Raw genomic sequence first — 26,400 nt, forward strand, 5'->3', positions numbered from 1 at the left:
GAAGGGATGGAATCACCTCAATGCAAAGGACACGCATCGTGTTCGGAATCTTGGCCTGTCCTTTCGGCGTCACAGCTTCCTGAGCCAAACCTTGGTGTCGTGAAAGGCGGCGCCGCCAAACGGCGCGATCTCATCCGACCCCGTCAGCGTATTGATGCCTACACCGCCGCCGTGCGCCCGGTTCGCCCAGATGCCCTCGGCGACCACGACGCCAGACTGCAACCCATCGAAGAGTTCGGCGTGAAGCTCGACCCGGCCACGATGGTTGCCGATCACAACCGCGTCGCCCTGGGTTATGCCGAGCCGGGCCGCATCGTCCGGCCGGACCTTGAGCGTCGGCCGCCCCTCGCGGACCGAGGACGTCGGCGTCTCGCCAAACGACGTGTTGAGGAAATTGCGCGCCGGCGCGGTAACGAGGCGGAAGGGATGCGTCTCGTCGGCCTCCTCGACCACCGGCCAGTAGTCGGGTAGCGACGGCATCTCCCGCCAGGGACCCATGGGGCCGATGTTGGACGACTTGACGTTGGCCCAATCCGGCTTGAAGCGGAACTTGCCGTCGGGATAGGCGAAGCCCTTCACGTAATGCGCCGTCTCGAAGTCCGGCTGCATGTCGAAGAAGCGCTTCTGTTCAAGATCGGCCAGGGTGCCGAGCCCGGAGTGCCGCAGCATCCAGTCGACATGCTCGCGCGCCGTCATCTCGAAGCCCGGATGCTCGGCGCCGAGGCGCTTCGCCAGCTCGTTGATGACATAGACGTTTTCACGCGGACCTTCAGGCGGCTCGACGAGCTTCGGCCCGAACAGGATGCTCTGCTGCCCGCCGGCCTTGTAGATGTCGTCGTGCTCCAGGAACATGGTGGCCGGCAGTACGATGTCGGCCACCTTGGCCGTATCGGTCATGAACTGCTCGTGGACGCAGACGAACAGATCGTCGCGCAAGAAGCCGCGCCGCACCTTTTCCTGCTCGGGCGTTACCGTCATCGGGTTGCAGTTCTGGATGATCATGGCCTTGACCGGGGGCCCGCCCTTCAAGGCGTCGGCTTCGCCGACCAGCACCGGGCCGACGCGCGAATGATCGAGGTGGCGAACGCTATGGTCTTCCACGTCCTCCCCCTCGACCATCGTCTTGTCGAGGCGGAAGATCGCGCCGTTGTTGTGGAAGGCGCCCGCCCCTTCGCGCTGCCAAAGCCCCAGCACCGTGGCGATCGACTGCGCCGCGTGCATCGAGACGACGCCGTTGCGCGACCGGGTGAAACCGTAGCCAAGACGGAAGAAGGTGCGCGGTGTCGTGCCAACCAGCTTGCCGAACGCCTCGATCTCGGCAACCGAGAGACCGGTGATCGCCGCCGCCCATTCCGGCGTCCGCGACTTGAGATGCGCCTCCAGCTCCGCCGGCGCGTCGGCATACTTTTCCATGTAGGCGCGGTCGGCATACCCATCGCGGAAGGCGATATGCATGACGGCGCAGGCGAGCGCCGCGTCGGATCCTGGCCGCAGCACGAGGCCGAGGTCCGCCTGCCGCACGGTTTCCGTCTCATAGACGTCGACGGCGACGATCTTGGCGCCCCGGCTCTTGCGAGCGCGGATGGCGTGGGTCATCACGTTGACCTGCGTCGTCACGGCGTTGGTACCCCAGATGACGATGCAATCGGACTGCGCCATCTCGCGCGGATCCGGTCCGGCAAGACGGCCGGTGCCGGCGATCCAACCCGTCCAGGCTGGCGTCACGCAAATGGTGTCGTGGCTGCGCGAGTATTTCTTGACGTGCCGGAGCCTCTCCAAGCTGTCGCGCTGCACGAGGCCCATGGTGCCGGCATACTTGTAGGGCCAGACGCTTTCGGCGCCGAACTCCCGTTCGGCGGCCAGAAAGGCATCGGCGACGCGGTCGAGCGCCTCTTCCCAGGAGATCTCCCTGAACTTCCCCTCCCCCTTGGCGCCGACGTTGAGAAGCGGCTTCATGAGGCGTTCGGGATGATAGAGCCGTTCGGCATAGCGGCCGACCTTGGCGCAGATGACACCGGCCGTGTAGCTGTTGTCCGGCGAGCCGCGCAGCCGCCCGACCCGACCATCCGGCATCAGCTCGACATCGAGCGCGCAGGTCGACGGGCAGTCGTGCGGACAGGCGGAATGGGCGAAACCGGGGCGAAGCGAGACGTTCATTGACAAGAAGTCCGGTGGAAAGCGGACCGCCACGTTACTGATTCCATCAGCCAAGGTCGCGCTTTTTTTGATCTGCGCCCTCAGGTTCCCCTCGGATCGCATGAGCCCGGATAGCCCAGAAGGCATAAGCGAGAACACCTAGGGCAGCGCGACATTGCAGCTGCATCTACTGAGCACGTTAAGTGTGCCTCCCATTTCCGCACTTTTTGCTCGAAACAGCGGCAAGCCGACAGTCGATTTTCTCTTCAAGCACCGAGAACTGCGAGAAATGACAATTAAAACGGCACACCATTGCCGGATCTATGTGCAGTATCGACCAATTAACCGAAGATAAACTCCGGCCAAGCAACAACTCAACTTCCTATTGCGAGATTAGGCGGTCGTTAAACAACCAAAAGTCTAATGTGCACGAAACAAGCAGGGGATTTGGCATGTTGTTTCGTTCAAAGCCGGCTGGCTCGCGTCGCTCTCGTGGCGGGCTGTCCATCCGTCTCAAGGTTGCCTCGCTCTCACTGGTCTGGCTCGCCGGACTGATCGTCGTCTCCGGCACCGGAGGCTACGCCGTGGTCTCCATGCGCGCGCTGGAGCAAACCTCTTCGGCCGCCACCGGCCTGTCGCTTCTATCGGAGCAGACGCAGAGCCTCGCCAACAAGCTCGCCGCCAAGGAACGACTGTTCATGGTCGCGCCGACGCCCGATCGCGCAAACGAGATCGACGGCCTGGTCGGTGAGACGCGCAAAACCATAGAGCACCTCCGCGAAGCGGCCGGCACTGTTGGTGCCGCCACCGACGAAGCCGATCAGCTCGGGGTTCTCTTCGACAAGATCTCGGAGCAGTTCGCCGAAGTGAAGAGCGGACAGATCAAGCTCGGCTTCGGCAACGACAGCGGCATCCTGGGCGAGATGGAAGCCGCCTTTCAGGCTCTTCGCACCGATGTGAACAAGGCAACCAAGAGCGGCCAGAATCCCGACACCGTCCGCGTCGTTCAGGCCTTTGCCCAGCTCAACCAGGCGCGCGCCGAGTTCATGCTGCGTCACGACGGACCGAGTTCCGGCGCCTTCGACGCCGCCGGCGGCCGCTTTATCCGCGAGCTCGACAAGACCCAGCTCGGCGCGGAAACAAAGGATGCGCTCAAGGCGCGGCTTGCCGCCTACTCCGCCGCCTTTTCATCCTATGTCGAACTCTATTCGTCATGGGTGAAGGTCGCCGACCAGACGTCTCTCTCCTTCGATCTCGCCGAGCCGCTGACCAACGCCATCAAGAGCGCCGCCGGCGAGCTCAACGGATCGACGACACAGGCCTTTACCGACGGGACCCAGTTCGCGCTGCGTCTCATCTATGTCGTCGTGCCGCTGACGCTGCTGGCCGGCGCCCTGATCAGTTGGCAGATCAGCCGCTCGATCACCGGTCCGCTCAGCCGCATCCGTGCCACCATGGAAGTGTTGTCGCGTGGCGAGGCGGCAATGGTCGAGGACACCGATCGCGCCGACGAGATCGGCGCCATGGCCCGTACCCTCGCCGTTTTCCGGGACAACCAGGCCGAGAAGGCCCGCCTTGAGGATGAACAGCGCCTCGACGCCGGGGAGCGCCTTCGCCGCCAGCAGGCCTTCGAGGCGGCGGTGCGCGACTTCCGCTCGGTGGCCGGCGAACTCACCCGCGCCGTCACCGACACCATGGCCGGCATGCAAAGCGCCGCCGACGGGCTGCTCGACGAGGCGGGACGCACCCGGACACAAGCCGAAAGCGCGTCGACCGCCTCGCGAGGCGCCTCGGAGAAGGTCACGGTCGTGGCCGGCGCTGCCGAGGAACTCGCGTCATCGATCAGCGAGGTGGTCAGTCACGTCGGGCGCACCACCACCGTCATCGGCAGCGCCACCGAAGGCGCTCGCCGTACCAACGAACAGGTAGCCGGGCTCGCCGATGCCGCAAGCCGGGTCGGACAGGTGGTGATCCTGATCCGCTCCATCGCCGAGCAGACCAACCTCCTTGCCCTCAATGCCACCATCGAGGCGGCGCGCGCCGGTGAAGCCGGCAAGGGCTTTGCCGTCGTCGCCGCCGAAGTGAAGGGGCTGTCCGACCAGACGTCCCGCGCGACCGAGCAGATCGCGGCTCAGATCTCGGAAATGCAGGCATCGACCGCCGAAGCGGTGGAATCGATCCGTGCCATCGCCGCCACCATGGAAGAGGTAAACCGCGCCACGCTCGGCATCGCCTCCGCGGTGGAACAGCAGGAAGCCTCCACCAACGAGATCAGCCGCAACGTCAGCGAAGCCTCTGGCAACACTGTCACGGTGTCCGAGAGCGTCGGCCATGTGGTCGAGGCGATCGGCAAGACCTCCGACACCGCCCGCCACGTCGAAACGGCCGCCGCCCTGGTGCTGAACCAGACCCGCGACCTCGAAGCGGCGATCGACGAGTTTCTTGAACGGGTTGCCGTGTAAACGTAGCTCGTGCGCCTTGCGTCAGGCTTGCCATGACACTGAAAAGGCCCGGATCGCTCCGGGCCTTTTGCATGATTGGAAACGGAAAACCGCTCAGTCTTCGGCAAGCGCCCGCTTGACGTCCGGCGGCACGATCTCCGCCTTCACCATCGTCAGCGCCTCGTCGAGCGACATCGACTTCGGATGCTGCGAACCGAGCGTGCGGACGTTGACCGACTTCTCCTCCGCCTCCTTGCGACCACAGACGAAGATCAGCGGGATCTTGGCCAGCGAGTGCTCGCGAACCTTGTAGTTGATCTTCTCGTTCCTGAGATCGATGTCGACGCGCACGCCGGCCTTCAGGAGCTTCTGGTAGACCTCCTTGGCATACTCGTCGGCTTCCGAGGTGATGGTGGTGACCATCACCTGCGCCGGCGCGAACCACAGCGGGAAGTGACCGGCGAAGTTCTCGATCAGGATGCCGAGGAAGCGCTCCATCGAGCCGCAGATGGCGCGGTGGATCATCACCGGCGTCTTCTTGCTGCCGTCGGCATCGACGTAGAAGGCGCCGAAGCGGTCCGGCAGGTTGAAGTCCACCTGGGTAGTGCCGCACTGCCACTCGCGGCCGATGGCGTCGCGCAGGGTATATTCGAACTTCGGACCGTAGAAGGCGCCCTCGCCCGGGTTGATGCCGGTCTTGATGCGACCGCCCGATCGTTCGGCGATCTCACCGAGCACGCGGGTCATCACCTCTTCGGCATGATCCCAGAGGTCGTCCGAGCCGACGCGCTTTTCCGGACGGGTCGACAGCTTCACAGTGATCTCGTTGAAGCCGAAGTCCTCGTAGACCGACAGGATCAGGTCGTTGATCTTGTGGCACTCGGCGGCCATGTCGGCCTCGGTGCAGAAGATATGTGCGTCGTCCTGCGTGAAGCCGCGCACGCGCATCAAGCCATGCATGGCGCCCGACGGCTCGTAGCGATGCACCGCGCCGAACTCGGCAAGGCGCATCGGCAGGTCGCGGTAGCTCTTGAGGCCGTGCTTGAAGATCTGGATATGGCCAGGGCAGTTCATCGGCTTCAGCGCGAAGATGCGCTTGTCCTCGGCCTCGTCGCCGGCCGACTGCACCGCGAACATATTCTCCTTGTACCAGCCCCAGTGACCGGAGGTCTCCCATAGCACCTTGTCGAGGATCTGCGGTGCGTTGACCTCCTGATAGTCGCCCTTCAGGCGCCGCCGCATGTAGGCGGTCAGCTCCTGGAACAGCGCCCAACCCTTCTGGTGCCAGAAGACGACGCCCGGCCCCTCCTCCTGGAAGTGGAAGAGATCCATCTCGCGGCCGAGGCGGCGATGATCGCGCTTTTCCGCCTCTTCCAGCATGGTGAGGTAGGCCTTGAGGTCTTCCTCGGTGTGCCAGGCCGTGGCGTAGATGCGGGTCAGCATCTCGCGCTCGGAATCGCCGCGCCAATAGGCGCCAGCCACCTTCATCAGCTTGAAGGCGTTGCCGATCTTTCCGGTGGAGGTCATGTGCGGGCCGCGGCAGAGGTCCATCCAGCCGCCCTGCGCGTACATCTTGATCTTCTGGTCGGCCGGAATGGCGTCGACCAGTTCGACCTTGAAGGCCTCGCCCTTTTTCTCGAACCAGTCCTTGGCCTCGTCGCGGCTCCAGACTTCCTTGGTGAACGGCTTGTCGCGGGCGATGATCTCCCGCATCTTCGCCTCGATCTTCGGCAGATCGTCGGTGGTGAACGGCCCTTCCGGACGGAAGAAGTCGTAATAGAAGCCGTTGTCGATCACCGGGCCGATGGTCACCTGCGTGCCGGGGAACAGCTCCTGCACGGCCTCGGCCATCACGTGCGCCGCGTCATGGCGGATCAGCTCGAGGGCGCGCGGGTCGTCGCGCGTCACGATCTCGAGCCTAGCATCGGTGACGATTGGGTCGTTGAGGTCGGAGAGCACGCCGTCGAGCGACATCGCAACGGCCTTCTTCGACAGCGATTTGGAAATCTGGGCGGCGATCTCGGCGCCGGTCGTCCCCGGAGCATATTCGCGCTGCGAACCATCGGGGAAAGTTACGTGGATCATGGTCGGTCCTCTTCTCGCTCACTCCCGCAGACGACGCGGGTAAGCGGCTTGCTTGAATGGCAAAGGCTTTACCGGCTCGAATGCCGGTTTGTCCAGTGTTCGCCACGCGGACGATACGAACCGAGGCTGTTTCCAAACTCGCTTCGAACGAGTCGCTAGAAGTCCTGGTTCCTGAGAAGGTGCGCCGGAATGAGCAAGCCGGCGCCGATCGCCCCGAGAGTAAAGATGACCCGGAGGAGCGATTGAACCGCGACGATCAGCGTCGCCTCGGCATCGACGAGGTTGGGCGCCGTGACGGACAGAAAGCCCAGCAACGCCTGCCCGAAGAAGGCGCCCGGCACCATCGGGATGCAGCCGGCCAAGGCCACCGCGTTGCAGGCCGGGCCGAGCTGCTTTCGGAGCAGCGACACCGAACAGCTCGTAACGATGGCGGCGGCGAAGGAAGCACCCTCAAGGCTCCAGGCGAGGTCCTGTCCGATCGTCCGCACGGCAAGCGCCAGGGCGCCTGCCGCCGCGCACCAGGGCAGCGCCCGGAAGCCGAAGTTGAACAGCACGCCGAAACCGGCGGCGGCGAGCGCCCCGAACAAGGCCTGATGGAGAAGGTGCGGCAGGAGTTCGAACATCAGAGCGACCTCAGACCGAGCAGGGCTTCGGCGAACCAGACGCCGACCGAGGCGAACACCATGACCATCAGCACCCAGACGGCCCGGGCGCTGCCCATGGTGGGATAACCATCCATGATGTCGGTCTGGGCGTTGGTGGAAGGGACGCCGGGCACCAGCAACAGGATCGACGCCATCATGGCAAGGCTGACCGTGTCGCTCGTCAGCAGGATGGACCCGATGCCGCCCAGCGTCGCAGCCAGAAAGGCGATCAGGCCGGCCACGATGAACACGTTGACGCCGTGGTGCAGCAACTGATGGCGCATGTACTGCCCCACCGTACCTGCGACCAGAACGGCCGCGAAGGCCGCCCAGTCGACGCCGAGCAGCCGGCCGAAGGACGCACAGGCGATACCGACGGCCACCGCCACCACCCAGGCCGGATGGCGGGGGGTCTCCCGGACCAGCCGGCCGATCTCGGCTTCCACCTCGTCGACGCTCATGCCGCCCTGCGACACCCGCACCGCGAGCTTGCGAACCGCCTGATCGAGGCGATGATTCACACCAAGCCGGCCGACCTGCATCATGCGCGTTATGGTGTTTCCGCCGGCGTGGACGGTGATCTCCAGCGACGCATAGCCCGAGCGCATGCCGACGTCCTCGACGCCGAATCCGCGCGCGATCATGCCGACGCCACCATGGACAACGGACACCGAGGCGCCGCACTCCATCATGATGCGACCGGCCCGAAGCGCCATGTTGGCGATCCGCTCAAGCTCGCGATGGCGGACGATCACCGGGTCTTGCTGCTGTTCCATGTCGCCCCGCCGATTGAAGGAGTCACATCTCGTGGCCGCCTGGAGAGCGAACGGAGCGCCTTACGGCAGCCGGCAACCCGCGTGACTCGAACGAACCTCAGGTGAAATATCAGGGCCGCGACGGCCCGGGCAAGCAGCCCGCCGACGCAAGACTGCTTTTTCTTGAGCCAGCGACGCCGAAAAACGCGCCACGCTTCCGCTCGTCGGCGACGCCACTCAGGAACCGAAGGGCTGAACAGAAAACCCTGAAATCATCGGAATTCTCGCCCACAACGATACAGGCGAGAACCTGCTCATCCCAGTTCAGCTCGCTGAACACCACTGACGCTAACGTTCGATTGACCTTTCGTCGCACCTCGGTGCTTGCACAAAAGGCTTAGCTGTGCCAAGACCTATGCTGAAAGGACTTGCTTGAAACGGAACGATTTCGGCAAGGCTTTTTCATGGCAACTGTGGCGCACGGGGGGAGACTGTGCACCATGGAATGCCAAAGCTGGGAGTTTGAGGCTGGACCTGATCATCGTTCCGGAGCACTTTTCCGGAACGTGGCATCGGGACAAATAGGCGGGGATCGATCCAGGACTGACGTGCAGCCGGTATCCAGTAACTTCTGGTTGCATAAATTCTTGCGCCAAAAGGATGGCCGCAGAGATACGCACACTCCACCGCAGTGTAGTTGATCTACGACATGGCTTTTGTAGCGAAAGCGCGTTAAACCGACAACCGATCCAAAAGGCGTAGTGGTCAGCCCACCGCGCCAAATGGACCGGCAGAAGACGCCGATCACGGCGCGCAGGCCGGTGGAAAGCAGGAAGCGTCTGGAACTGGGCCGTTACGAAACAACGAACGGGCGATGAAATAGCGACCAATGAAACCGATCGTCACGCTCACACTCAATCCATCCATCGATGACACGGCCGAGGCCGAAGTCGTCCGTCACACCCACAAGATTCGCATCACCAACGAGCAGCACGATCCGGGCGGCGGCGGTATCAACGTCACGCGCGTGATCCAGGAGCTCGGCGGCAGTTCGATCGCTCTCTACATGTCGGGCGGAACCACGGGCCAGATGTTCGATGAACTGCTGGCGGCCCGGAACATTCCGCGTCGGCGCATTCCGATCGCCCAGTCGACCCGAGTCGCCCATCTCGTCTACGAGCGGTCGACCGGTCTTGAATACCGCTTCATCCCGGAAGGTCCCGAGGTCAGCGAGATCGAGTGGAAGCGCTGCCTCTACGCACTCAAGGATCTGGAGTGGGACTGGTGCGTCGGCTCGGGCTCGCTGCCGCGCGGCATGCCGGAGAACTTCTACGTCCAGCTGGCCGACCTGGTGATCGAGCGCGGCGGCAACCTGGTGCTCGACACCTCTGGCAAGCCGCTCGACCTGGCGCTTGAGCGCGGTGGCATCACGCTGTTCAAGCCGTCCGAAGGCGAGTTCGCCAAGCTGGTCGGCCGCCCCCTCCCCACCGTCGACGACATGGTCCCGGCGGCCAAGGAGCTCATCGCCTCGGGCAGAGTGAAGATGATCGCCATCACCATGGGTGGCGACGGAGCCCTGCTGGTGACCGCGGACAACCATCTGTTCCTGAAGGCGCCCGAAGTCGAGGTGAAGAGTGCATCCGGCGCCGGCGACAGCTTCGTGGGCGGCATGGTCTACGGCCTGGCATCCGGCCTCATTCCGGAAGACGCCTTCCGTCTCGGTGTCGCGTCCGGAACGGCCTCGGTGATGAGTCCCGGAACGCAGCTCTGCCAGAAGGTGGATGTCGATCGCATTCTCGAGGAAATCGGCGCTCATCAGCACAACTGGTAAGCCAGAGCATCAATCTTTGAAGGGGAGCAGGACAGCCGTTCTGCTCCCCTTTCGCATGGGGACGGTGCCGGCAAGAGTTTCCCCATACGGCAGAACTTGCAGGGCAACGCTCGCAAAGAGAACCGATAAACCGTTGAAATAACTGACCGCACCCCCGGGAACGGAACTTGCTTGCATCCCCCAGGCGATGCACGCGGGAGAGGAAAACATGATCAGTTCCAGCGACGGGCTCAAGATTACCGATCTCATGGCCATCGGATCGATGGCAAACGGCCGCATCAAGGTGGTCGACCTTACGCACGAGATGCTCGCGGACTTCGAAGCCTACAAGAAGCAGGCGGAAGCCCTCTACGACACGGCCGACGACCCTTATTCGTCCAACGCCTCAAGCGATAATGGGATCACCCTGGTCGGCGTCCGCTTCGCCGATGCCGATCCGAAGGCGTGGCACCCGCAATGGGCTTATCCGGACGGTACGCCAGTCTCGTCATACATGAACAACGACCCCGAAAGCGCGGATCTCATGCAGCGCATGCAGTCGCTGTTTGCGGTGAAGGACGAGACAGGTCCAGAGCAGAGCCGCTGGTCACAGCGCGTTCTCGAAGACTGGTACGCCAGATGGGCTGATGCCAGCCCCGGAAGCGAGTCACAGAGCGCCGCCAGCCGACTCGCAGCGGACCGCGCCTATGAGAAGTCTGCGTCGACAGCAGCGGCGTAAGAAGGCAGGATCAGGCCTCGACATGCTCCGCCGGCTTCAAGCTGACGCTCTCACCGCAACCGCAGGATCCCACCTGGTTGGGGTTGCGGAAGACGAAGCCGGTGCGGAGCGGCGTCTGCTCGAAGTCCATTTCGGTGCCCAGAAGGAACAGCACCGCCTTCGCCTCGACGAACACGGTGGCGCCGTGCGCCTCGACGCGCTCGTCGCCGGGCTGCGCCTCGCGAGCCAGGTCGAGCGTGTAGGACATGCCGGCGCAGCCGCCATTCTTGATCCCGAGACGGATACCCACGGCATTGTCGGCATTGCCGACGATCTCGCGCACGCGCTCGGCAGCGGCCTCGGTCAGCGTCATCACGGCGAACTTGGCGAGAGCCATAACATCAATCTCCCAACCTACCCCGGTTCAAGACCGGAGCGATCCAGATGAAAATAGGGAGCAAACGCATCAACGACAAGCGTCTTGCCGCATGGCCGCAATGCATCCCTCCGAACGGAGACGGCCGCCGAGCGTCTCCGGCGGCCGCGAGTTAGCATCCGCGAGCGGCCGGTGAGCGGCTCAGTACCAGTCGGTAGCGACCTGCGCTTCCTCGCTCATCCGGTCGGGCGTCCACGGCGGATCGAACACCATGTTCACCTTTACGCCGTAAACGCCGGGCACCACGCCGACGGCGTTCTCGACCCAGCCCGGCATTTCGCCGGCCACCGGACAGCCCGGCGCGGTCAGCGTCATGTCGATCGTGACGAGACGGTCGTCGTCGATGTCGATGCGGTAGACGAGGCCGAGCTCATAGATGTCGGCCGGAATCTCCGGATCGTAGACGGTCTTCAGCGCCGCGATGATGTCGTCGGTGATGCGCTCGAGCTCGGCCGGCGAGATAGCCGAACCGCCGACGGTCTCGGGCTGGTTGGGGGATGGTTCGGTCTGGTTGGTCATCTCGGTCATGTCGGTCATCCGAACAGGGCCTCGGCCTTTCTGAGGGCCGTGACCAGCGCGTCCACTTCGGCGCGCGTGTTGTAGAGGGCAAAGGAGGCGCGGCAGGTCGAGGTCACGCCAAAGCGCGCGAGCAGCGGCATGGCGCAGTGCGTGCCGGCACGAACGGCGACACCGGAACGGTCGATGACCGTGGCGACGTCATGGGCGTGCGCCCCGTTCATCGAGAAGGCGACGATGGCGCCCTTCTCCTTGGTGGTGCCATAGATGCGAACGGAGTTCATCTCGCCGAGCCGCTGCATGGCATAGTCGCGCAGGTCGGTCTCGTGGGCGAGGATGGCTTCGCGGCCGAGGCTTTCCATGTAGCGCAAGGCCGCACCGAGGCCGATGGCCTGGACGATCGGCGGCGTACCGGCCTCGAAGCGATGCGGCGGCGCGTTGTAGGTCACGCCCTCGGTGGTCACCGTCTCGATCATCTCGCCACCGCCCTGCCAGGGCGGCATGGCTTCCAGAAGCTGCTTTTTGCCGTAGAGCACGCCGATGCCCGTGGGGCCGTAGACCTTGTGACCGGTCAGCACGTAGAAATCGGCGTCGAGATCCTGAACATCGACCGGCAGATGCACTGCGCCCTGGCTGCCGTCGACCAGCACCACCGCGCCGTGGGCGTGGGCGATGCGCGTCACCTCGCGAATCGGCACGATGGTGCCGGTGACGTTGGACATCTGCGTGATGGCGACGATCTTGGTGCGTGGCGTGAACAGCGCCTCGAAAGCCTCGAGGTCAAAGCTGCCGTCGTCGCGGACCGGCGCCCACTTGATGACGACGCCTTTCTTCTCGCGGTGGAAGTTCCACGGCACGATGTTGGAGTGATGCTCCAGAATGGAGAGGATGACCTCGTTACCCTCGCCGAGCACCATGCCGCCGTAGCTCGCCGCGACGAGGTTGATCGCCTCGGTCGAGGAACGGGTGAAGATGACCTGCTCCGTCGACGAGGCGTTCAGGAAGGCGCGCACCGCCTCGCGGGCGTCCTCATAGGCCTCCGTGGCGGCGTTCGACAGATAGTGCAGGCCACGATGAACGTTGGCATATTCATGGGTATAGGCGTGGCGCATGCGGTCGAGCACGGCGAGCGGCTTTTGCGCCGAGGCGCCGTTGTCGAGATAGACCAGCGGCTTGCCGTAGACCTTCTCGGCGAGGATCGGGAAATCCCCGCGCACGGCTTCGACGTCATAGGACGAAACGGACATCATCATCGTCTCTTGTCTTGGCCGCCCGGCACGCCGGGCGGCGGTGCCGGCTCACGCCGCCCTGGTCTTCAGCCAGCCCTCGACGCGGTGGATGAGGGCGTCGTGAACGGCCTGATTCTGGATCTCGTCGATCGCCTCGCCGAGGAAGGCGAGGATCAGCATGCTCTCCGCCTCCGCCTTGGGAATGCCGCGCGACAGGAGATAGAACAGGAGGTCCTCGTCGATGGCGCCGCAGGTGGCGCCGTGGCCGCACTGAACGTCGTCGGCGAAGATTTCCAGTTCCGGCTTGGCGTCGGCCTCGGCTTCCTCGGAGAGAAGCAGCGACGCCGTCATCATGCGCGCGTCGGTCTTCTGGGCGTGAGCCGGCACGGCGATGCGGCCGGCGAAGGCCGAACGCGCCTCGCCGTCGATGACCGCCTTGTAGAGCTCCCGGCTCTGGCAGTTCTCGGCACCGTGGATCAGCGACAGCGTCGTATCGGCGTGACGCCGTCCACTGAGCATGGTGATGCCACGGAAGCCGGCCTGAGCATCGCGCCCGACAAACTCGGCGAAGATCTGAGCGCGGGCAAGTCCCGCCCCCAATGCCGCGTTGAAGGTGTCGAAGTTCGCCTCACGTCCGATCTTCGCCACCAGCGAGGTCATGCTGACCGCCTCGTCGGGCTCCAGTTGCAGGCGAATATGGTCGACCTTCGCCCCCTCGCCCACCTCGATCATCGTCATGATGTTGGAGTGGTGGGCGACCGTGTCGAGCGACTCGATCGTCTCGATCAGCGTCAGGCGGGCACCCTTGCCGACTGTCACCAGATGGCGCACCGCCGTCGACGCGGCGGGTTCACCCTCGGCAATGTGGACCAGTTCCACCGGGCGTCCGATCTCGGCGCCGTCGGCAACGGCGATCACGAGGCCGTCGGTCATGAAGGCCGTATTGAGCGCCACGGCCGTGTTCGAGGCGATGGCGTCGTCAAGCTTCAGCGCGGCAATTGCCGTGGCGTCGCCCGCCTCAAGCGCCGTTGCGAGCGAGAAGACGGACAAGCCGTGCTCAAGGTCCTCAAGATCGGACAGCTCGGGCCGGTAGCGACCGTTGGCGATGACAAGACGGCGGGCCTTGTCGCCCTCCACCGCAGGTGCGGCGATCAGGATGCGAGCGACGTCGCCCGAGCCGGCGGCGGGCGGGAAGGTCTTCAGCCGCGCCCGCAGATCGGTGTACTTCCAATCCTCGACGCGGCGGTGCGGCAGGCCGCTCTTTTCGACGCCACCGAAGGCGGCGTCACGGATGGCGATGACGTCGGCCGTTCCGGGCAGCGACGTCCTCTCGGCCGGATAGCGGGCGGCAAGCGCCTGTTCGGCCGGCGTGCGAACGGGGGTGGCAACCATGGTCATCCCCCTCAGGCGGCCGCGTTCGCCACGTAGGCCGCGTAACCATTCTTTTCGAGATCGAGCGCCAGCTCCGGGCCGCCGGTCCGGACGATTCGTCCGTCGGACAGCACGTGCACGATGTCCGGCACGATGTGGTCGAGGAGGCGCTGATAATGGGTGATCACCACGAAGGCGCGATCGGGCGAGCGCAGTGCGTTGACGCCCTCGGACACCACCTTCAGCGCGTCGATGTCGAGACCGGAGTCGGTCTCGTCGAGGATGCAGATCGACGGCTGCAGCAGCGCCATCTGCATGATCTCGGCGCGCTTCTTCTCGCCGCCGGAGAAGCCGACGTTGACCGGCCGCTTGAGCATGTCCGAGGTGATGTTCAGCTTTTCGGCAACGCCCTTCACCAGCTTCATGAACTCGGGCGTCGTCAGTTCGCCCTCGCCCTTCGCCTTGCGATGCGAGTTGAGCGCCGCCTTGAGGAAGGTCATGGTGGCAACGCCGGGGATCTCGATCGGATACTGGAAGGCGAGGAACAAGCCGGCCACGGAGCGCTCGTTCGGCTCGAGGTCGAGGATGGAGGCGCCGTTCAGAAGCACCTCGCCCTCGGTCACCTCATAGTCTTCCTTGCCGGCGAGGATGTAGGAGAGCGTCGATTTGCCGGCGCCGTTCGGCCCCATGATGGCGTGCACTTCGCCGGGCTTTACCGTGAGGGTAAGGCCCTTGAGGATCTCGCGGTCGCCGATCCGGGCATGAAGGTTCTTGATCTCGAGCATGGTTCTGTCCTGTCGTCCGGTTGGCCTCGACGCCCGTGGCGGAGGCTCGTTGTCGTTGGTCTTGAGAAGGGGACGCGTGTCGCGGCGCGCCCGGCACGTGTCAGCCGACGCTGCCCTCGAGGCTGATACCGATCAGCTTCTGCGTCTCCACCATGAACTCCATCGGCAGCTGTTGCAGCACATCCTTGACGAAACCGTTGACGATCAGGGCGATGGCTTCTTCCTGCGGCAGGCCGCGCTGCAGACAGTAGAAGAGTTGATCGTCGGAGATCTTCGACGTGGTGGCTTCGTGCTCGACGATGGCCGAGGCGTTCTTGCTCTCGATGTAGGGCACGGTATGGGCGCCGCACTTGTTGCCGATGAGCAGGCTGTCGCAGTTGGTGAAGTTGCGGGCGCCGGAGGCCTTGCGGCCGACCGACACGAGGCCGCGATAGGTGTTGTTGGAGCGGCCGGCGGAAATGCCCTTGGAGATGATCTTCGATGACGTGTTCTTGCCGAGGTGGACCATCTTGGTGCCGCTGTCGACCTGCTGGCGGCCGTTGGAAATGGCGATCGAGTAGAACTCGCCGCGCGAGTTGTCGCCGCGCAGGATGCAGCTCGGGTACTTCCAGGTGATGGCCGAGCCGGTTTCCACCTGCGTCCAGGAGATCTTCGAGTTCTTGCCACGGCAGTCGCCGCGCTTGGTCACGAAGTTGAAGACGCCGCCCTTGCCTTCCGAGTCGCCCGGATACCAGTTCTGGACCGTGGAGTACTTGATCTCGGCGTCATCGAGGGCGATCAGCTCGACCACGGCGGCATGGAGCTGATTTTCGTCGCGGGACGGCGCCGTGCAGCCTTCGAGGTAGGACACGTAGGCGCCCTCGTCGGCGATGATGAGCGTCCGCTCGAACTGACCGGTCTTCTTCTCGTTGATGCGGAAGTAGGTCGACAGCTCCATCGGACAACGCACGCCCTTCGGCACGTAGACGAAGGACCCGTCGGAAAACACCGCCGAGTTCAGCGTGGCGTAGAAGTTGTCGCTCACCGGCACGACCGAGCCGAGGTACTTCTTCACCAGTTCCGGATGCGTCTTCACCGCTTCCGAGATCGGGCAGAAGATGACGCCATGCTTGGCAAGTTCGGCCTTGAAGGTGGTGACCACCGACACGCTGTCGAACACCGCATCGACGGCGACCAACCGGTCACCCTTCTCGACGCCGGCCAGGATCTCCTGTTCCTTCAGCGGAATGCCGAGCTTCTCATAGGTGGCAAGCAGCCCCGGATCGACTTCGTCGAGGCTCTTCGGGCCAGCCGTCTTCTTCGGCGCGGCATAGTAGTGAAGATCCTGGAAGTCGATGGGCGGATAATCGACGCGCGCCCAGGTCGGCTCTTCCATGGTCTGCCAGCGGCGCAACGCTTCCAGGCGCCACTCGGTCAGCCACTCCGGCTCGTCCTTCTTGGCCGAAATGTAGCGGACGATATCCTCGTTGAGGCCCTTGGGCGCCAGCTCCGACTCGATGTCGCTGACGAAGCCATACTTGTACTTGTCGACGTCGATCGACAGAACCTGATCGACCGTCTCCTTGACTGCTGCCATCTCTTGCTCCTTCCACGCGGTTTCAAGGACCGTGGGAAATCTGTCCTCAATGTAGTCGCTTTTTTCCGCAGCCGGTAGTCACTCAGGCTGCGGCGGTCCCATGTTGTTTCTTCATAGCGGCAAAGACGTTGCGCGCCCGCAAACCGAAGGCCTCGATCTCCTCGTCGGTGGTCTCCGCACCGATCGAGACGCGCAATCCGCCTTTCACCAGAGCCTGATCGACACCCATCGCCGTAAGCACGGGGCTTGCCGTCACCTTGCCCGACGAACAGGCCGAGCCCGACGACAGCGCCACGCCGGCAAGGTCGAAAGCGATCACCGCCGTCTCGGCCGCGACGCCCGGCACGGCAAAACAAAGCGTGTTCGACAGCCGCGGCGCCCCTTCTCCGAAGATCACGGCGTCCGGCGCGAAGTCGCGGATCATTGCGGCGATGCGATCGCGTCTGGCGGCGATCTCCGTCATCGCCGCGAGATCGGCCAGCGCGGCGTCGGCCGCCACGCCGAAGGCAGCGATGGCCGCGACGTTTTCGGTGCCGGCTCGCGCCCAGGATTCCTGGCCACCGCCAGTGACGAGCGGCGGAAAGGCGAAGCCGTTGCGTCCGCGCACGATGGCGCCCACCCCCTGCCCACCGCCGAGCTTGTGGGCGGAGAGGGTCAGCACGTCGAATCCCAGCGCATCCATATCGATGGGCAACTTGCCGGCCGCCTGCACGGCATCGGAATGAACCAATGCGCCATGCGCCCTGGCAACTCGCGCCACTTCGGCGATAGGTTCGACGACGCCGGTCTCGTTATTGGCCATCATGACCGAGACGAAAGCCCGCTCACCCGCCGCAGCGAGTTCGGAAAGACGGTGCTCCAAAACGCCGAGGTCGACGATGCCGTTGCCATCGACCGGGATGACCTCGACGCGCTCTGCGGGAAAACGGCCACCGCGCGCCACAGCCGGGTGTTCCACCGCCGATACGAGCAACCGATCCAGCCGATACGGCTTGCCAAACAATGTCCAGTCCGGCGTCAGTACCGTGTTGGCGGCCTCCGTGCCTCCGGAGCAGAAGGTGACGCCCTTCGCCTCCGCGCCGCAGAGCCGCGCCACCGAGCGACGAGCCTCTTCGAGAACGGCACGGGCCGCCCGCCCCTCGGCATGCACCGACGACCCGTTGCCGGGCCGGCCGAGCAACTCGACGAGACGCACCCGAGCTTCCGCTTTCATCGGCGCTCCGGCATTCCAGTCGAAATAGAGGCGTGCCTCCGCCATACCCTTCCCCATTCGCAGCTGCCGGGCGGAACGCCGAACCGACTTGCGCGTTCACTATACCATCCGCTTCTGAGCCGCCAGACCGGCGGGAGAGCGCTCAACGCCACTTCCGGATGCGATTTTTCTTGACGCCGGACCGGCCGGCGGTCCAGTGCAAGCGCATGAGCCGAGACGATGCGCTGTCCGCATCAGTTTTGAGTAATTCTAAATCTAGGACCTGACCCACTCCGCGTCAATACGACGGGCCTTCGCCGGCGACGGCAAAGGCCTCAGGGAAAAGGGGTCGAGATCGAGGACAACATGCCCGAAGTGATCTTCAACGGCCCTGCCGGGCGCATCGAGGGCCGCTACCAGCCGGCCACAGTGCGAAACGCGCCGATCGCCATGATCCTGCATCCGCATCCGGAATTCGGCGGGACCATGAACAATCAGATCGCCTACCGCCTGTTCTACATGTTCAAGGAACGCGGTTTCGCGGTGCTGCGCTTCAACTTCCGCGGCGTTGGCCGCAGCCAGGGACAGTTCGACCACGGCTCAGGCGAACTGTCGGACGCGGCTTCGGCGCTCGACTGGGTGCAGTCGATCCATCCGGAGGCGCGTTTTTGCTGGGTCGCCGGTTTCGATTTCGGTGCCTGGATCGGCATGCAGCTCCTGATGCGCCGCCCGGAAATCGAGGGCTTCATCTCGATTGCCCCCCCGGCCAACCTCAACGACTTCTCCTTCCTCGCGCCCTGCCCGTCCTCGGGTCTGATCATCCACGGCGACATCGACAAGGTGGTGCCACAGAAGGATGTCCAGGCTCTGGTGGACAAGCTGAAGGCCCAGAAGGGCATCGTCATCGATCACAAGATCATCGAAGGCGCCAACCACTTCTTCGACCAGAAGATCGACGAGCTGATCGAGCACTGCGGGAACTACCTCGACATGCGCCTCGAGGCTCAGCCGAACGAAGGCTGACGATCTTCGATCGGAAAGCAAAATGGAAAGGGCCTCGAACCGCCTGTTCGAAGCCCTTTTTCCTTGTCATCGCCAGCAGGACGGCGGCCGTTCAGAAGCGAGCGATCAGCTCGATGGGATCTCGCACCCAGTCATCCCGTTCAGAAGAACGGTCGCTTTTCTCCGCTTCGGCCGCGGCATTGAAATGAGGCTGGTACTCTTCGATCAGCTCCTCGACGAGATGCCTCCGGTCGAGGGCGAAAGGACAGGCCTGCCAGAACACCCCGGCGGTCAGGCGCTTCAGGATGGGGTTGGCGGCCAGAACGGCCGACACCGCGACAATCACGGACTCGCTCTCTCCGACATAAATCGGATGGGCGCGCCCGGACAGCTCCGTGGTCAGCACGAAGACACCCGGCCTGTCGGGAGCATCGGCCCCCGTCTCGAAGGTATGCCCGGCGTAGCGAGCGGGCGTCTGGCCAATGGCCGGCAAAGCCTTTCCGTTCGCTACAGCAGCGGCCGCTGCGACGAAAGACACTTCGGTGACGTTCATGACACATCCTCCCAAGATATGTTCGACGCAACACTGCTAGGAAAAGATAACACTAGTGTGAATAAGATCAAGAGAACATCACCTCAGTTTCTATAGGAACCGCATCGCATCTCTATAAATCGTACTTAAATTGTACGCAATTTTCCGTAAGACTGCGCATTTCTCACAGTAATAAGAGACGGGATAACATCAGGAAATATTTACTGGCCAGTTTTACCTTATCGGACACTTACTCGCCGGAGACATAAACTCTCAAGAGCGAAGCAAGTTCCCGGACCGGCCGGAGAAATTTCTGACTCGGAAATGGGTTGAAAATTCAACCATTTATCGAATCACATCAACAGCACACGGCAAGCGGGCCGTACAGGTCCGATGCCGATCGTTTGCCTTGTCCGGGTGTCTCGCATGCAGGCCGGTGTGGATGGCGGCAAAACGTCGACCAGAGCCGAGAGTTGCGCTGCGATCTGGCAGAACCGGAGCGATGAGGCATGTCGGACCGGGATCACCCGCCGGCAGGCATGGCAATCCGGGCGATGTGACGCGCCGTGTCCGAACTCAAGCGAGACAAACGCGGTCGCCACCGGCGGCTTTCGCCTTGCGCAACGCCCGCTCGACCCGTTCCATCGCCGCGCCACGCCCCTCGCCTTCCGCCAGCGGCGTGACGCCAACGCTCGCTGTCAGCTGCGCCGGGACGCCGTCGCCGAAGGTCTCCGCACCGATGACCTTCACGAGACTGTCGGCAAAGCGTGTGGCGGCGTCGGAGCTGCCGTCCCGCAAGATCGCGAAATCGTCCCCGTCAAGTCGGGCGACCACGCCGACACCACTGGCAACCTCCGACACGATCCGGCCTATCTTTCCAAGAGCCGCATCGCCGGCGGCACGACCGAACCGGTCGTTGAAGACACTGAATGCATCAAGGTCGATCAGGACCAGGCTGAGCGGGCCGGGAGGAGGCCGGCGAGAGGACGTGCGCGCGTCGAACTCCGCCTCGAACCCCGCCCGATTGACGAGGCCGGTCAGCGCATCGCGGAAGGCCACGTCGCCGATCCGCTTCTTGTAGATGCCGAACGCCAACGAGACGAGAACGAGCGACACGACGATGACAACGAAGCCGATCGCGAGATTGAAGAGGAAGCCGAGCCACAATGGTCGCATCGCCGCGGCTTCATCCTGCTCGACCATCACCCGCCAGCCGAGATCGGGAATGAGCCGGTGCGACAGCAGGATGGTTCGCCCGTCCCGCTTGAACGAGTACTCCCCACTCTCCTCCCGGAGAATGTGGTCCGCGACCGCGTCGAGCCCCTCGGACTTGCGGATCGAAGCGCCCACCGGTGTGTCGGCATCAGTCGCCACCACGATGTCGCCGCGCGCATTGACGAAGTAGATGTTGCGATCGAACTGGTCGCGATAGCGCGCCACGATGTTGCGCACGGTGCGGAAATCCAGCCCGACGCCGGCGAGCGCGATCATCTTGCCGTCGTGATCGACGACCCGGTAGTTGATGAAAACGGTCAGCGCGTCGTTCTGCTGCTTGTTGATGTCGACGTTGACCTCATAGGGAGCCGCCGCGTCGATCGAGCGGAAGAACCAGATGTCGGCCGGGTCGTCGCGCTTGAGATGCCGGGGCGGTGCCTGGAAATGATAGTAGGCCTGCGTGTCGCGCGACACCAGGAAGGCGGTGAAGGTGTTGTACTGGCGCTGGATGCGCTGCAGATAGCGGGTGATCGCCCCGAGATCGAGTTCGCCCGAGTGCAGCCAGTCCTGCACGAAGGTGTCGTTGGCCATCAGCGAGGACACGAGAATCGGCCGCACCAGATCGGTCTGGATCTCGGAATAGATGTTGGATCCCGTGAGAGGCAGCTCGGTTTCGACGATCGACTGCCTTACCGTATCCACCGCGATGAGATAGCTGACCATGTTGGTGATCAGGAAGCCGATGGCGAGGATGGCGCCGATCAGCGGAATCATGCGCATCCGGTCCAACTTGGCGGTCATTCTTCCTCCTGGCGCGGCGCAACATGCCACCCCATGCCCGGTCGGCAGACTTGCGATTCGTTACAATACCCTTCTACCACAGGTCGCGCCTACGTCTCCCCATGGTCAGTCTTCGGGGAACGATGGATTCTCCTCGTCCTTGTCGGACACCTCGAAACCGAGGAGATTCCAGGACTGCAGCATATGCGGCGGCAGCGGCGCAGTGACGTCGATCGGCTCCCCTCCGGCCGGATGCGGGATCGTCAGACGACGGGCGAGCAGATGCAGTCTGTTCTGGATGCCCCCCGGCAACTGCCAGTTCTCGATGTCGAAATAGCGGGGATCGCCGATGATCGGATGTCCCATCGCCTGGCAATGGACGCGCAACTGATGGGTCCGGCCCGTCGTCGGCTTCATGGTCAGCCACGACAGGCGGCCGGCGGAATGCTCGACGATCGAGTAATACGTGACCGCGTGCTGTGCATCGGGCTCGCCGTGCTTGGCAATCGTCATCATGTCGCCGTCCGGTCCCGCCACGCGTTTCAGATAGCTCGAAATCTTGCCCTGCGCCGGCTTCGGCTGGCCGAAGACCAGCGCCCAGTAGATCTTGCGCGCCGAACGGGTCTGGAAGGTACGGGCCAGCGTCGCCGCCGCCAGACGAGAGCGGGCAACCAGAAGGCAACCCGACGTCTCGCGGTCGAGACGATGGACGAGACGCGGCTTGACGCCCTTGCGGTCGCGTAGCGCCTCGAGCATGCCGTCGATGTGGCGCGTCATGCCCGAGCCGCCCTGCACCGCCAACCCGGCCGGCTTGTTGAAGACGAAGACGTGTTCGTCTTCATAGAGCAGCAGCGAGCGCAGATACTCGGCCTCGTTGGCCGAAGCCACCTGCTTCGGCCGGGCCATCGGCGCCCCACTCTCACCGTCATAGAAGGACGCCCCGCTCTGCGCCGCGTCGCCATACTGCAGCGGCGGCACCCGAACCGTTTGGCCGGCGCCGAGCCGCTGGTCGGTCTTGCAGCGCCCGCCATCGACGCGGACCTGGCCCGAGCGGATCAGTTTCTGCAGGTGGCCGAAGCCAAGGCCCGGGAAATGGTCCTTGAACCAACGGTCGAGGCGCATGCCGGCCTCGTCCTTGGCCACGATGATCGTTTCGACGCGCGGCCCGCCGGCCGTTCCCTGGGTCATGCGAAGGCCCTCACAAAGTGGAGACCGGCAACCAGCGCGGCCAGCGACAGCAGGATCGAGCCCCCGACATAGAGGGCGGCGGCGCCGATCGCGCCACGCTCGAACAACACGATGCTGTCGAGCGAGAAAGAGGAAAGTGTGGTGAAGCCGCCAAGGACGCCCACTGCCACGAACAGGCGAAGGGATTCGGACCCATCGAGTTTCAGGGCCAGAAGCTCGATGAACAGCCCCATGAAGAAGGAGCCGACAATGTTGACGATCATCGTGCCGAACGGAAAGTCCGGTCCGAGGAACCGGCTGGCGCCAACGCCGACCAGATAGCGGCAGACAGAGCCGAAGGCGCCGCCCATGGCGACGAGAAGTACGGAGACAAGCGACATGGGCAAAAACTCGGCCGGAAGGATGCCGGGTCGACGTCGGCGATGACGGTCGGCGGCAATTCCGCGCTTTCTAGAGCATCGCCCGGCAAATTGGAACCTCAATCGCCGACCGGCGTTTGCATCGCAGACCGAACGAGCGACCGCAGATCGATGCCCCTTCGCGCGTGGGAGAAATGTATGAAACGCTCGGCATTTCGGGACGCGATGACCCGGTGGCAGACAGACCCGTCCGGCAACCACGCTTGCGGATTTGGCGATATTCCGCTATTTCCACGCCGCCGGATCGAGCCGACGTCACCGACGTCCGATCCCTGTGACGGTTCTACATGAACGACGCCAATTCAAAAGACCCGCAGACGACCGCGCCCGGCGTGCCCTCCCCGACCATGGATTCAAGCGGTCATGGAGAGCACTCCCACGCCAACGGCTCGATGCTCGGCCTCGCCGTCGGTTCTGTCGGCGTCGTCTACGGCGATATCGGTACAAGCCCACTCTATGCCTTCCGGGAAGCCCTTCACCATACGGCTGCCGACGGCGTGACGCGCTCCGAGGTGACGGGCGTCGTATCTTTGCTCATCTGGTCGCTGACGCTGGTCGTGACCCTCAAATACGTCCTGTTCTTGATGTATGCCGACAACAAGGGCGAAGGCGGCACCTTGTCCCTTGTGGCGCTGGTGCGCGGCGCCCTCGGCAAGCGCGGCGGCTTCGCCCTGGTTATCGGCATCCTCGGCGCCTCGATGTTCTTCGGCGACGCCGTGATCACGCCGGCCATCTCTGTCCTGTCGGCCGTCGAAGGCCTCAAGGTCGTGGCGCCGGGCTTCTCGCACTATGTCGTCCCGCTGACCATCGTCATCCTCATCGCGCTGTTCACCATCCAGAGCTTCGGCACCGGCCGTGTCGCCGCCTGGTTCGGACCGATCACCGCGCTATGGTTCCTCTGCCTCGGCGTTCTGGGACTGATGCACGTCAGCGACGACCCGGCGATCCTCTATGCGCTGCTACCAACCTCCGCGATCAAGTTCGTCATCAACCACGGCTTTCTCGCTCTCGTCGTCATCGGCTCGGTGTTCCTGGCGGTGACCGGTGCCGAGGCCCTTTATGCCGACATGGGACATTTCGGCCGACGGCCGATCCAGCTCGCTTGGTTTGCGCTGGTGTTTCCCGCGCTGACGCTGAACTATCTCGGCCAGGGCGCGCTGGTGCTCTCCCACCCGGAGGCGCTGGAGAATCCGTTCTTCCTGATGGTGCCCCAGCCGATCCTCCTGCCGTTCATCCTGCTCGCGACGATCGCCACCATCATCGCCAGCCAGGCCGTCATCACCGGCGCCTTCTCGCTTACCCAGCAGGCCGTGCAACTCGGCCTCATTCCGCGCATCGAAAGCCGCCATACGTCCGAGACGCAAGCCGGGCAGATCTATCTGCCGCGCATCAACTGGCTGTTGCTGGCCGGCATCCTGGCGCTGGTCGTGTTCTTCCAGTCGTCGAGCGCCCTGGCGTCCGCCTACGGCATCTCCGTGACCGGTGAGATGGTGATGTCGTCGATGCTGGCCTTCATCGTGGTCTGGAAGGTCTGGAAATGGTCGATCTGGGTGGCCGTCGCCATCGTCGCGCCGTTCCTGTCGATGGAGATCATCTTCCTGTCGGCCAACCTTCTCAAGGTGTTCGACGGCGGCTATCTGCCGCTGACGCTGGCCTTCTGTGTCGCCGCCTGCATGTGGACCTGGGTGCGCGGCAGCGAACTGGTCTTCGAGAAGTCGCACCGCGAGAACATCCCGCTCAACGACCTCATCAAGATGCTCGGCAAGTCGCATCCGGTTCGGGTCGGCGGCACCGCCGTGTTCCTGACCTCCGACCCGGAGATCGCGCCGAGCGCGCTGCTGCACAATCTCAAGCACAACAACGTCCTGCACGCCAAGAACATCATCATGACCGTGCATGTGGTGACGACCCCGCGTTACCCGGACGACCAGCGCGTGAAGATCGAACCGCTGTCGGACGACTTCATCCTCGTCGAGCTGACCTTCGGCTACATGGAAACGCCGAACGTGCCGCGCGCCCTCGCCCAATGCCGCAAGCAGGGCATCAAATTCGACATCATGGCGACGTCGTTCTTCCTCAACCGCCGCTCCTTCAAGCCGAGCCCGCAATCGCCGATGCCGATGTGGCAGAACCGTCTGTTCATCTCCCTGACGCGCGTCGCGGCCAATGCCACCGACTTCTATCGCCTGCCCTCCAACCGGGTGGTCGAGCTCGGCCAGCAACTCACGGTGTGACGACCACCGCCATAGGGCGAGGCGGCGCTTTCGAAAACCTGAGCGCGACCGTTGCATTGTGGCAACAAAGCGATCGGAAGGCGGAACCAACGCCGGAATTCCGCGTATAAGCGCTTGAAGGTCGACGGCGCTCTCTGCATCGTCATCTTGTCAGTTTCGAGTTCGGCTCGGGGGACTCCGAGTCGAGTCCAGTTCTGCTTTCCCCCTCTCAAACCTATCGGATTCGGTTCTTTCACGATGATGAGAAAGATGCTTCTCCTAGCGGCGGCCCTCATGGTGGCCGCACCGCTCCATGCGGGTGTCGCCCGTGCCGAAGAGGCAACCGTTCGCTTCTGGGACCCTGCCACAGGCAGCTTCCAGACGATCGCCCGCAAGCCCTCGGCCCGTTCGATGGAAAGCCCGATCAAGAAGGAACTGATCGACTACGCCGGCCCTTACGGCAACGGAACGATCATCGTCAACACGACCGAGCGTCGCCTCTACTACGTGTTCGGCGACGGCAAGGCGATGAAGTACGGCATCGGCGTTGGCCGTCCCGGTTTCACCTGGCAGGGCACGCACCACATCACCCGCAAGGCAGAGTGGCCCGGCTGGACGCCGCCGCCGGCCATGCGCAAGCGTCAGCCCAAGCTGCCCTATTTCATGCCCGGCGGCCCGGACAATCCGCTTGGCGCCCGCGCCATGTACATCGGCTCGACGATCTATCGCATTCACGGAACCGCCGAGCCCTGGACCATCGGTCAGGCCGTGTCGTCGGGCTGCATCCGCATGACCAATGACGATGTCGCCGACCTCTACGAGCGCGTCGGCGTCGGCACCAAGGTCGTCGTCGTCCGCTGAGCAGTCTCCACCAACGACATTCCGACGCCGTCGCGGTCCCACCGCGGCGGCGTTTTCTTGTCGGACACGGATATCAGCGCGTCAGTCCCTTGGCTTCGAGCTCGGCGAGATAGGCCGAGAACAAGGTCTCCTTGTCTCGGCCGGTCTCGTAGAGGATGGTCCAGGTGTAGAGGCCGCTGTCATGGCCGTCATCGAATACCAGGCGGACGGCATAGGAGCCGACGGGCTCGATGGCGGTGATCGTGACGTCTTTCTTGCTGGCAACCGTGACCCGCTGACTCGGGGCGTGTCCTTGCACCTCGGCCGAGGGCGAGTTTACCCGGAGCAACTCTGCCGGAATGGAAAAGGACTTGCCGTCCTCGAAAGACACCGCCAGCGAGCGTTTGTCGGCGGAAAGGCGGATTTCGGTGGGCCAGACGGCCATGGCGTGCTCCGGTCGAACGTGGATGAGTTGAGATCGGTGCATACATAGCGCCGTAGCGCGCCCGCACCAAGC

General features: G+C 63.8%; 22 protein-coding genes. 6 read left to right on the forward strand and 16 right to left on the reverse strand.

The genetic code is table 11. The features are described from left to right. Positions 1–69 precede the first annotated feature (69 nt). Positions 70–2,157, reverse strand: a complete 2,088-nt coding sequence (locus M4J39_RS05110) for a molybdopterin oxidoreductase family protein (RefSeq protein WP_251726699.1) — start codon at positions 2,155–2,157, stop codon at positions 70–72. A 431-nt stretch (positions 2,158–2,588) separates the two neighbouring features. Here M4J39_RS05110 and M4J39_RS05115 point away from each other — a divergent pair, with 431 nt between their 5' ends. Beyond that, a complete protein-coding gene (locus tag M4J39_RS05115; protein WP_251726700.1) occupies positions 2,589–4,598 on the forward strand; it encodes a methyl-accepting chemotaxis protein in 2,010 nt (669 codons plus the stop codon). Between the two features lie 93 nt (positions 4,599–4,691). Here the strand turns inward: M4J39_RS05115 and thrS are convergent, their stop codons facing one another. The 3 genes from thrS to M4J39_RS05130 form a co-directional block, all read right to left on the reverse strand. Continuing rightward, positions 4,692–6,662 (reverse strand): threonine--tRNA ligase, encoded by a 1,971-nt coding sequence (thrS, locus tag M4J39_RS05120; RefSeq protein WP_251726701.1) that lies wholly within the window; start codon positions 6,660–6,662, stop codon positions 4,692–4,694. Between the two features lie 155 nt (positions 6,663–6,817). Then, positions 6,818–7,285 (reverse strand): threonine/serine exporter family protein, encoded by a 468-nt coding sequence (locus M4J39_RS05125; RefSeq protein ID WP_251726702.1) that lies wholly within the window; start codon positions 7,283–7,285, stop codon positions 6,818–6,820. Continuing rightward, positions 7,285–8,082 (reverse strand): threonine/serine exporter family protein, encoded by a 798-nt coding sequence (locus tag M4J39_RS05130; protein WP_251726703.1) that lies wholly within the window; start codon positions 8,080–8,082, stop codon positions 7,285–7,287. The genes M4J39_RS05125 and M4J39_RS05130 overlap by 1 nt, the downstream gene beginning before the upstream one ends. Positions 8,083–8,950: 868 nt before the next feature. On the opposite strand from M4J39_RS05130, the gene M4J39_RS05135 reads away from it, so the two are divergent. Both M4J39_RS05135 and M4J39_RS05140 read left to right on the forward strand, forming a co-directional pair. Further along, positions 8,951–9,892 (forward strand): 1-phosphofructokinase family hexose kinase, encoded by a 942-nt coding sequence (locus M4J39_RS05135; RefSeq protein WP_251726704.1) that lies wholly within the window; start codon positions 8,951–8,953, stop codon positions 9,890–9,892. A 208-nt stretch (positions 9,893–10,100) separates the two neighbouring features. Then, the gene (locus M4J39_RS05140) at positions 10,101–10,610 is read left to right on the forward strand and encodes a hypothetical protein (protein ID WP_251726705.1); all 510 of its coding nucleotides are present in this window, start codon (positions 10,101–10,103) and stop codon (positions 10,608–10,610) included. 10 nt (positions 10,611–10,620) lie between these two features. On the opposite strand, the gene sufA is transcribed toward M4J39_RS05140, so the two are convergent. The 7 genes from sufA to M4J39_RS05175 form a co-directional block, all read right to left on the reverse strand. After that, a complete protein-coding gene (gene sufA / locus M4J39_RS05145; protein ID WP_251726706.1) occupies positions 10,621–10,986 on the reverse strand; it encodes a Fe-S cluster assembly scaffold SufA in 366 nt (121 codons plus the stop codon). Positions 10,987–11,166: 180 nt separating this feature from the next. Next, positions 11,167–11,553 carry an SUF system Fe-S cluster assembly protein gene (locus M4J39_RS05150; RefSeq protein WP_371875401.1) on the reverse strand — a complete coding sequence of 129 codons (387 nt, stop codon included), beginning with the start codon at positions 11,551–11,553 and terminating at the stop codon, positions 11,167–11,169. A 5-nt stretch (positions 11,554–11,558) separates the two neighbouring features. Continuing rightward, a complete protein-coding gene (locus M4J39_RS05155) occupies positions 11,559–12,794 on the reverse strand; it encodes a cysteine desulfurase (protein WP_251726707.1) in 1,236 nt (411 codons plus the stop codon). Positions 12,795–12,839: 45 nt separating this feature from the next. Next, positions 12,840–14,162: a Fe-S cluster assembly protein SufD gene (gene sufD, locus M4J39_RS05160; protein ID WP_251726708.1), complete on the reverse strand. Its 1,323-nt coding sequence runs from the start codon at positions 14,160–14,162 to the stop codon at positions 12,840–12,842. Between the two features lie 11 nt (positions 14,163–14,173). Next, positions 14,174–14,926, reverse strand: coding sequence for a Fe-S cluster assembly ATPase SufC (sufC, locus tag M4J39_RS05165; RefSeq protein ID WP_251726709.1), 753 nt, complete (start codon positions 14,924–14,926; stop codon positions 14,174–14,176). Between the two features lie 100 nt (positions 14,927–15,026). Continuing rightward, positions 15,027–16,502: a Fe-S cluster assembly protein SufB gene (gene sufB, locus M4J39_RS05170; protein ID WP_251726710.1), complete on the reverse strand. Its 1,476-nt coding sequence runs from the start codon at positions 16,500–16,502 to the stop codon at positions 15,027–15,029. An 82-nt stretch (positions 16,503–16,584) separates the two neighbouring features. Continuing rightward, positions 16,585–17,760 carry a cysteine desulfurase family protein gene (locus M4J39_RS05175; RefSeq protein WP_251726711.1) on the reverse strand — a complete coding sequence of 392 codons (1,176 nt, stop codon included), beginning with the start codon at positions 17,758–17,760 and terminating at the stop codon, positions 16,585–16,587. 300 nt (positions 17,761–18,060) lie between these two features. Here M4J39_RS05175 and M4J39_RS05180 point away from each other — a divergent pair, with 300 nt between their 5' ends. Continuing rightward, on the forward strand, positions 18,061–18,717 hold the full coding sequence (locus tag M4J39_RS05180; protein WP_251726712.1) for an alpha/beta hydrolase: 657 nt from the start codon (positions 18,061–18,063) through the stop codon (positions 18,715–18,717). 91 nt (positions 18,718–18,808) lie between these two features. Here the strand turns inward: M4J39_RS05180 and M4J39_RS05185 are convergent, their stop codons facing one another. From M4J39_RS05185 to crcB, 4 genes are all read right to left on the reverse strand, one after another. Then, positions 18,809–19,249, reverse strand: a complete 441-nt coding sequence (locus M4J39_RS05185) for a hypothetical protein (protein WP_251726713.1) — start codon at positions 19,247–19,249, stop codon at positions 18,809–18,811. A gap of 555 nt (positions 19,250–19,804) precedes the next feature. Further along, positions 19,805–21,244: a diguanylate cyclase gene (locus M4J39_RS05190; RefSeq protein ID WP_251726714.1), complete on the reverse strand. Its 1,440-nt coding sequence runs from the start codon at positions 21,242–21,244 to the stop codon at positions 19,805–19,807. A gap of 105 nt (positions 21,245–21,349) precedes the next feature. Next, entirely contained in the window at positions 21,350–22,411 is a 1,062-nt protein-coding gene (locus tag M4J39_RS05195; protein WP_251726715.1) for an RluA family pseudouridine synthase, read from the reverse strand. Continuing rightward, a complete protein-coding gene (gene crcB, locus M4J39_RS05200; RefSeq protein ID WP_251726716.1) occupies positions 22,408–22,791 on the reverse strand; it encodes a fluoride efflux transporter CrcB in 384 nt (127 codons plus the stop codon). Before crcB ends, M4J39_RS05195 begins: the two co-directional genes overlap by 4 nt. A gap of 326 nt (positions 22,792–23,117) precedes the next feature. Between crcB and M4J39_RS05205 the strand changes: the two genes are divergently transcribed. After that, positions 23,118–25,064, forward strand: coding sequence for a potassium transporter Kup (locus M4J39_RS05205; protein ID WP_371875386.1), 1,947 nt, complete (start codon positions 23,118–23,120; stop codon positions 25,062–25,064). 240 nt (positions 25,065–25,304) lie between these two features. Then, entirely contained in the window at positions 25,305–25,904 is a 600-nt protein-coding gene (locus M4J39_RS05210) for a L,D-transpeptidase (protein WP_251726810.1), read from the forward strand. Between the two features lie 73 nt (positions 25,905–25,977). On the opposite strand, the gene M4J39_RS05215 is transcribed toward M4J39_RS05210, so the two are convergent. Further along, positions 25,978–26,328 carry a gamma-butyrobetaine hydroxylase-like domain-containing protein gene (locus M4J39_RS05215; protein WP_251726717.1) on the reverse strand — a complete coding sequence of 117 codons (351 nt, stop codon included), beginning with the start codon at positions 26,326–26,328 and terminating at the stop codon, positions 25,978–25,980. Positions 26,329–26,400: the final 72 nt, after the last annotated feature.

This window comes from Pleomorphomonas sp. NRK KF1, from assembly GCF_023721755.1.
Classification (GTDB): domain Bacteria; phylum Pseudomonadota; class Alphaproteobacteria; order Rhizobiales; family Pleomorphomonadaceae; genus Pleomorphomonas.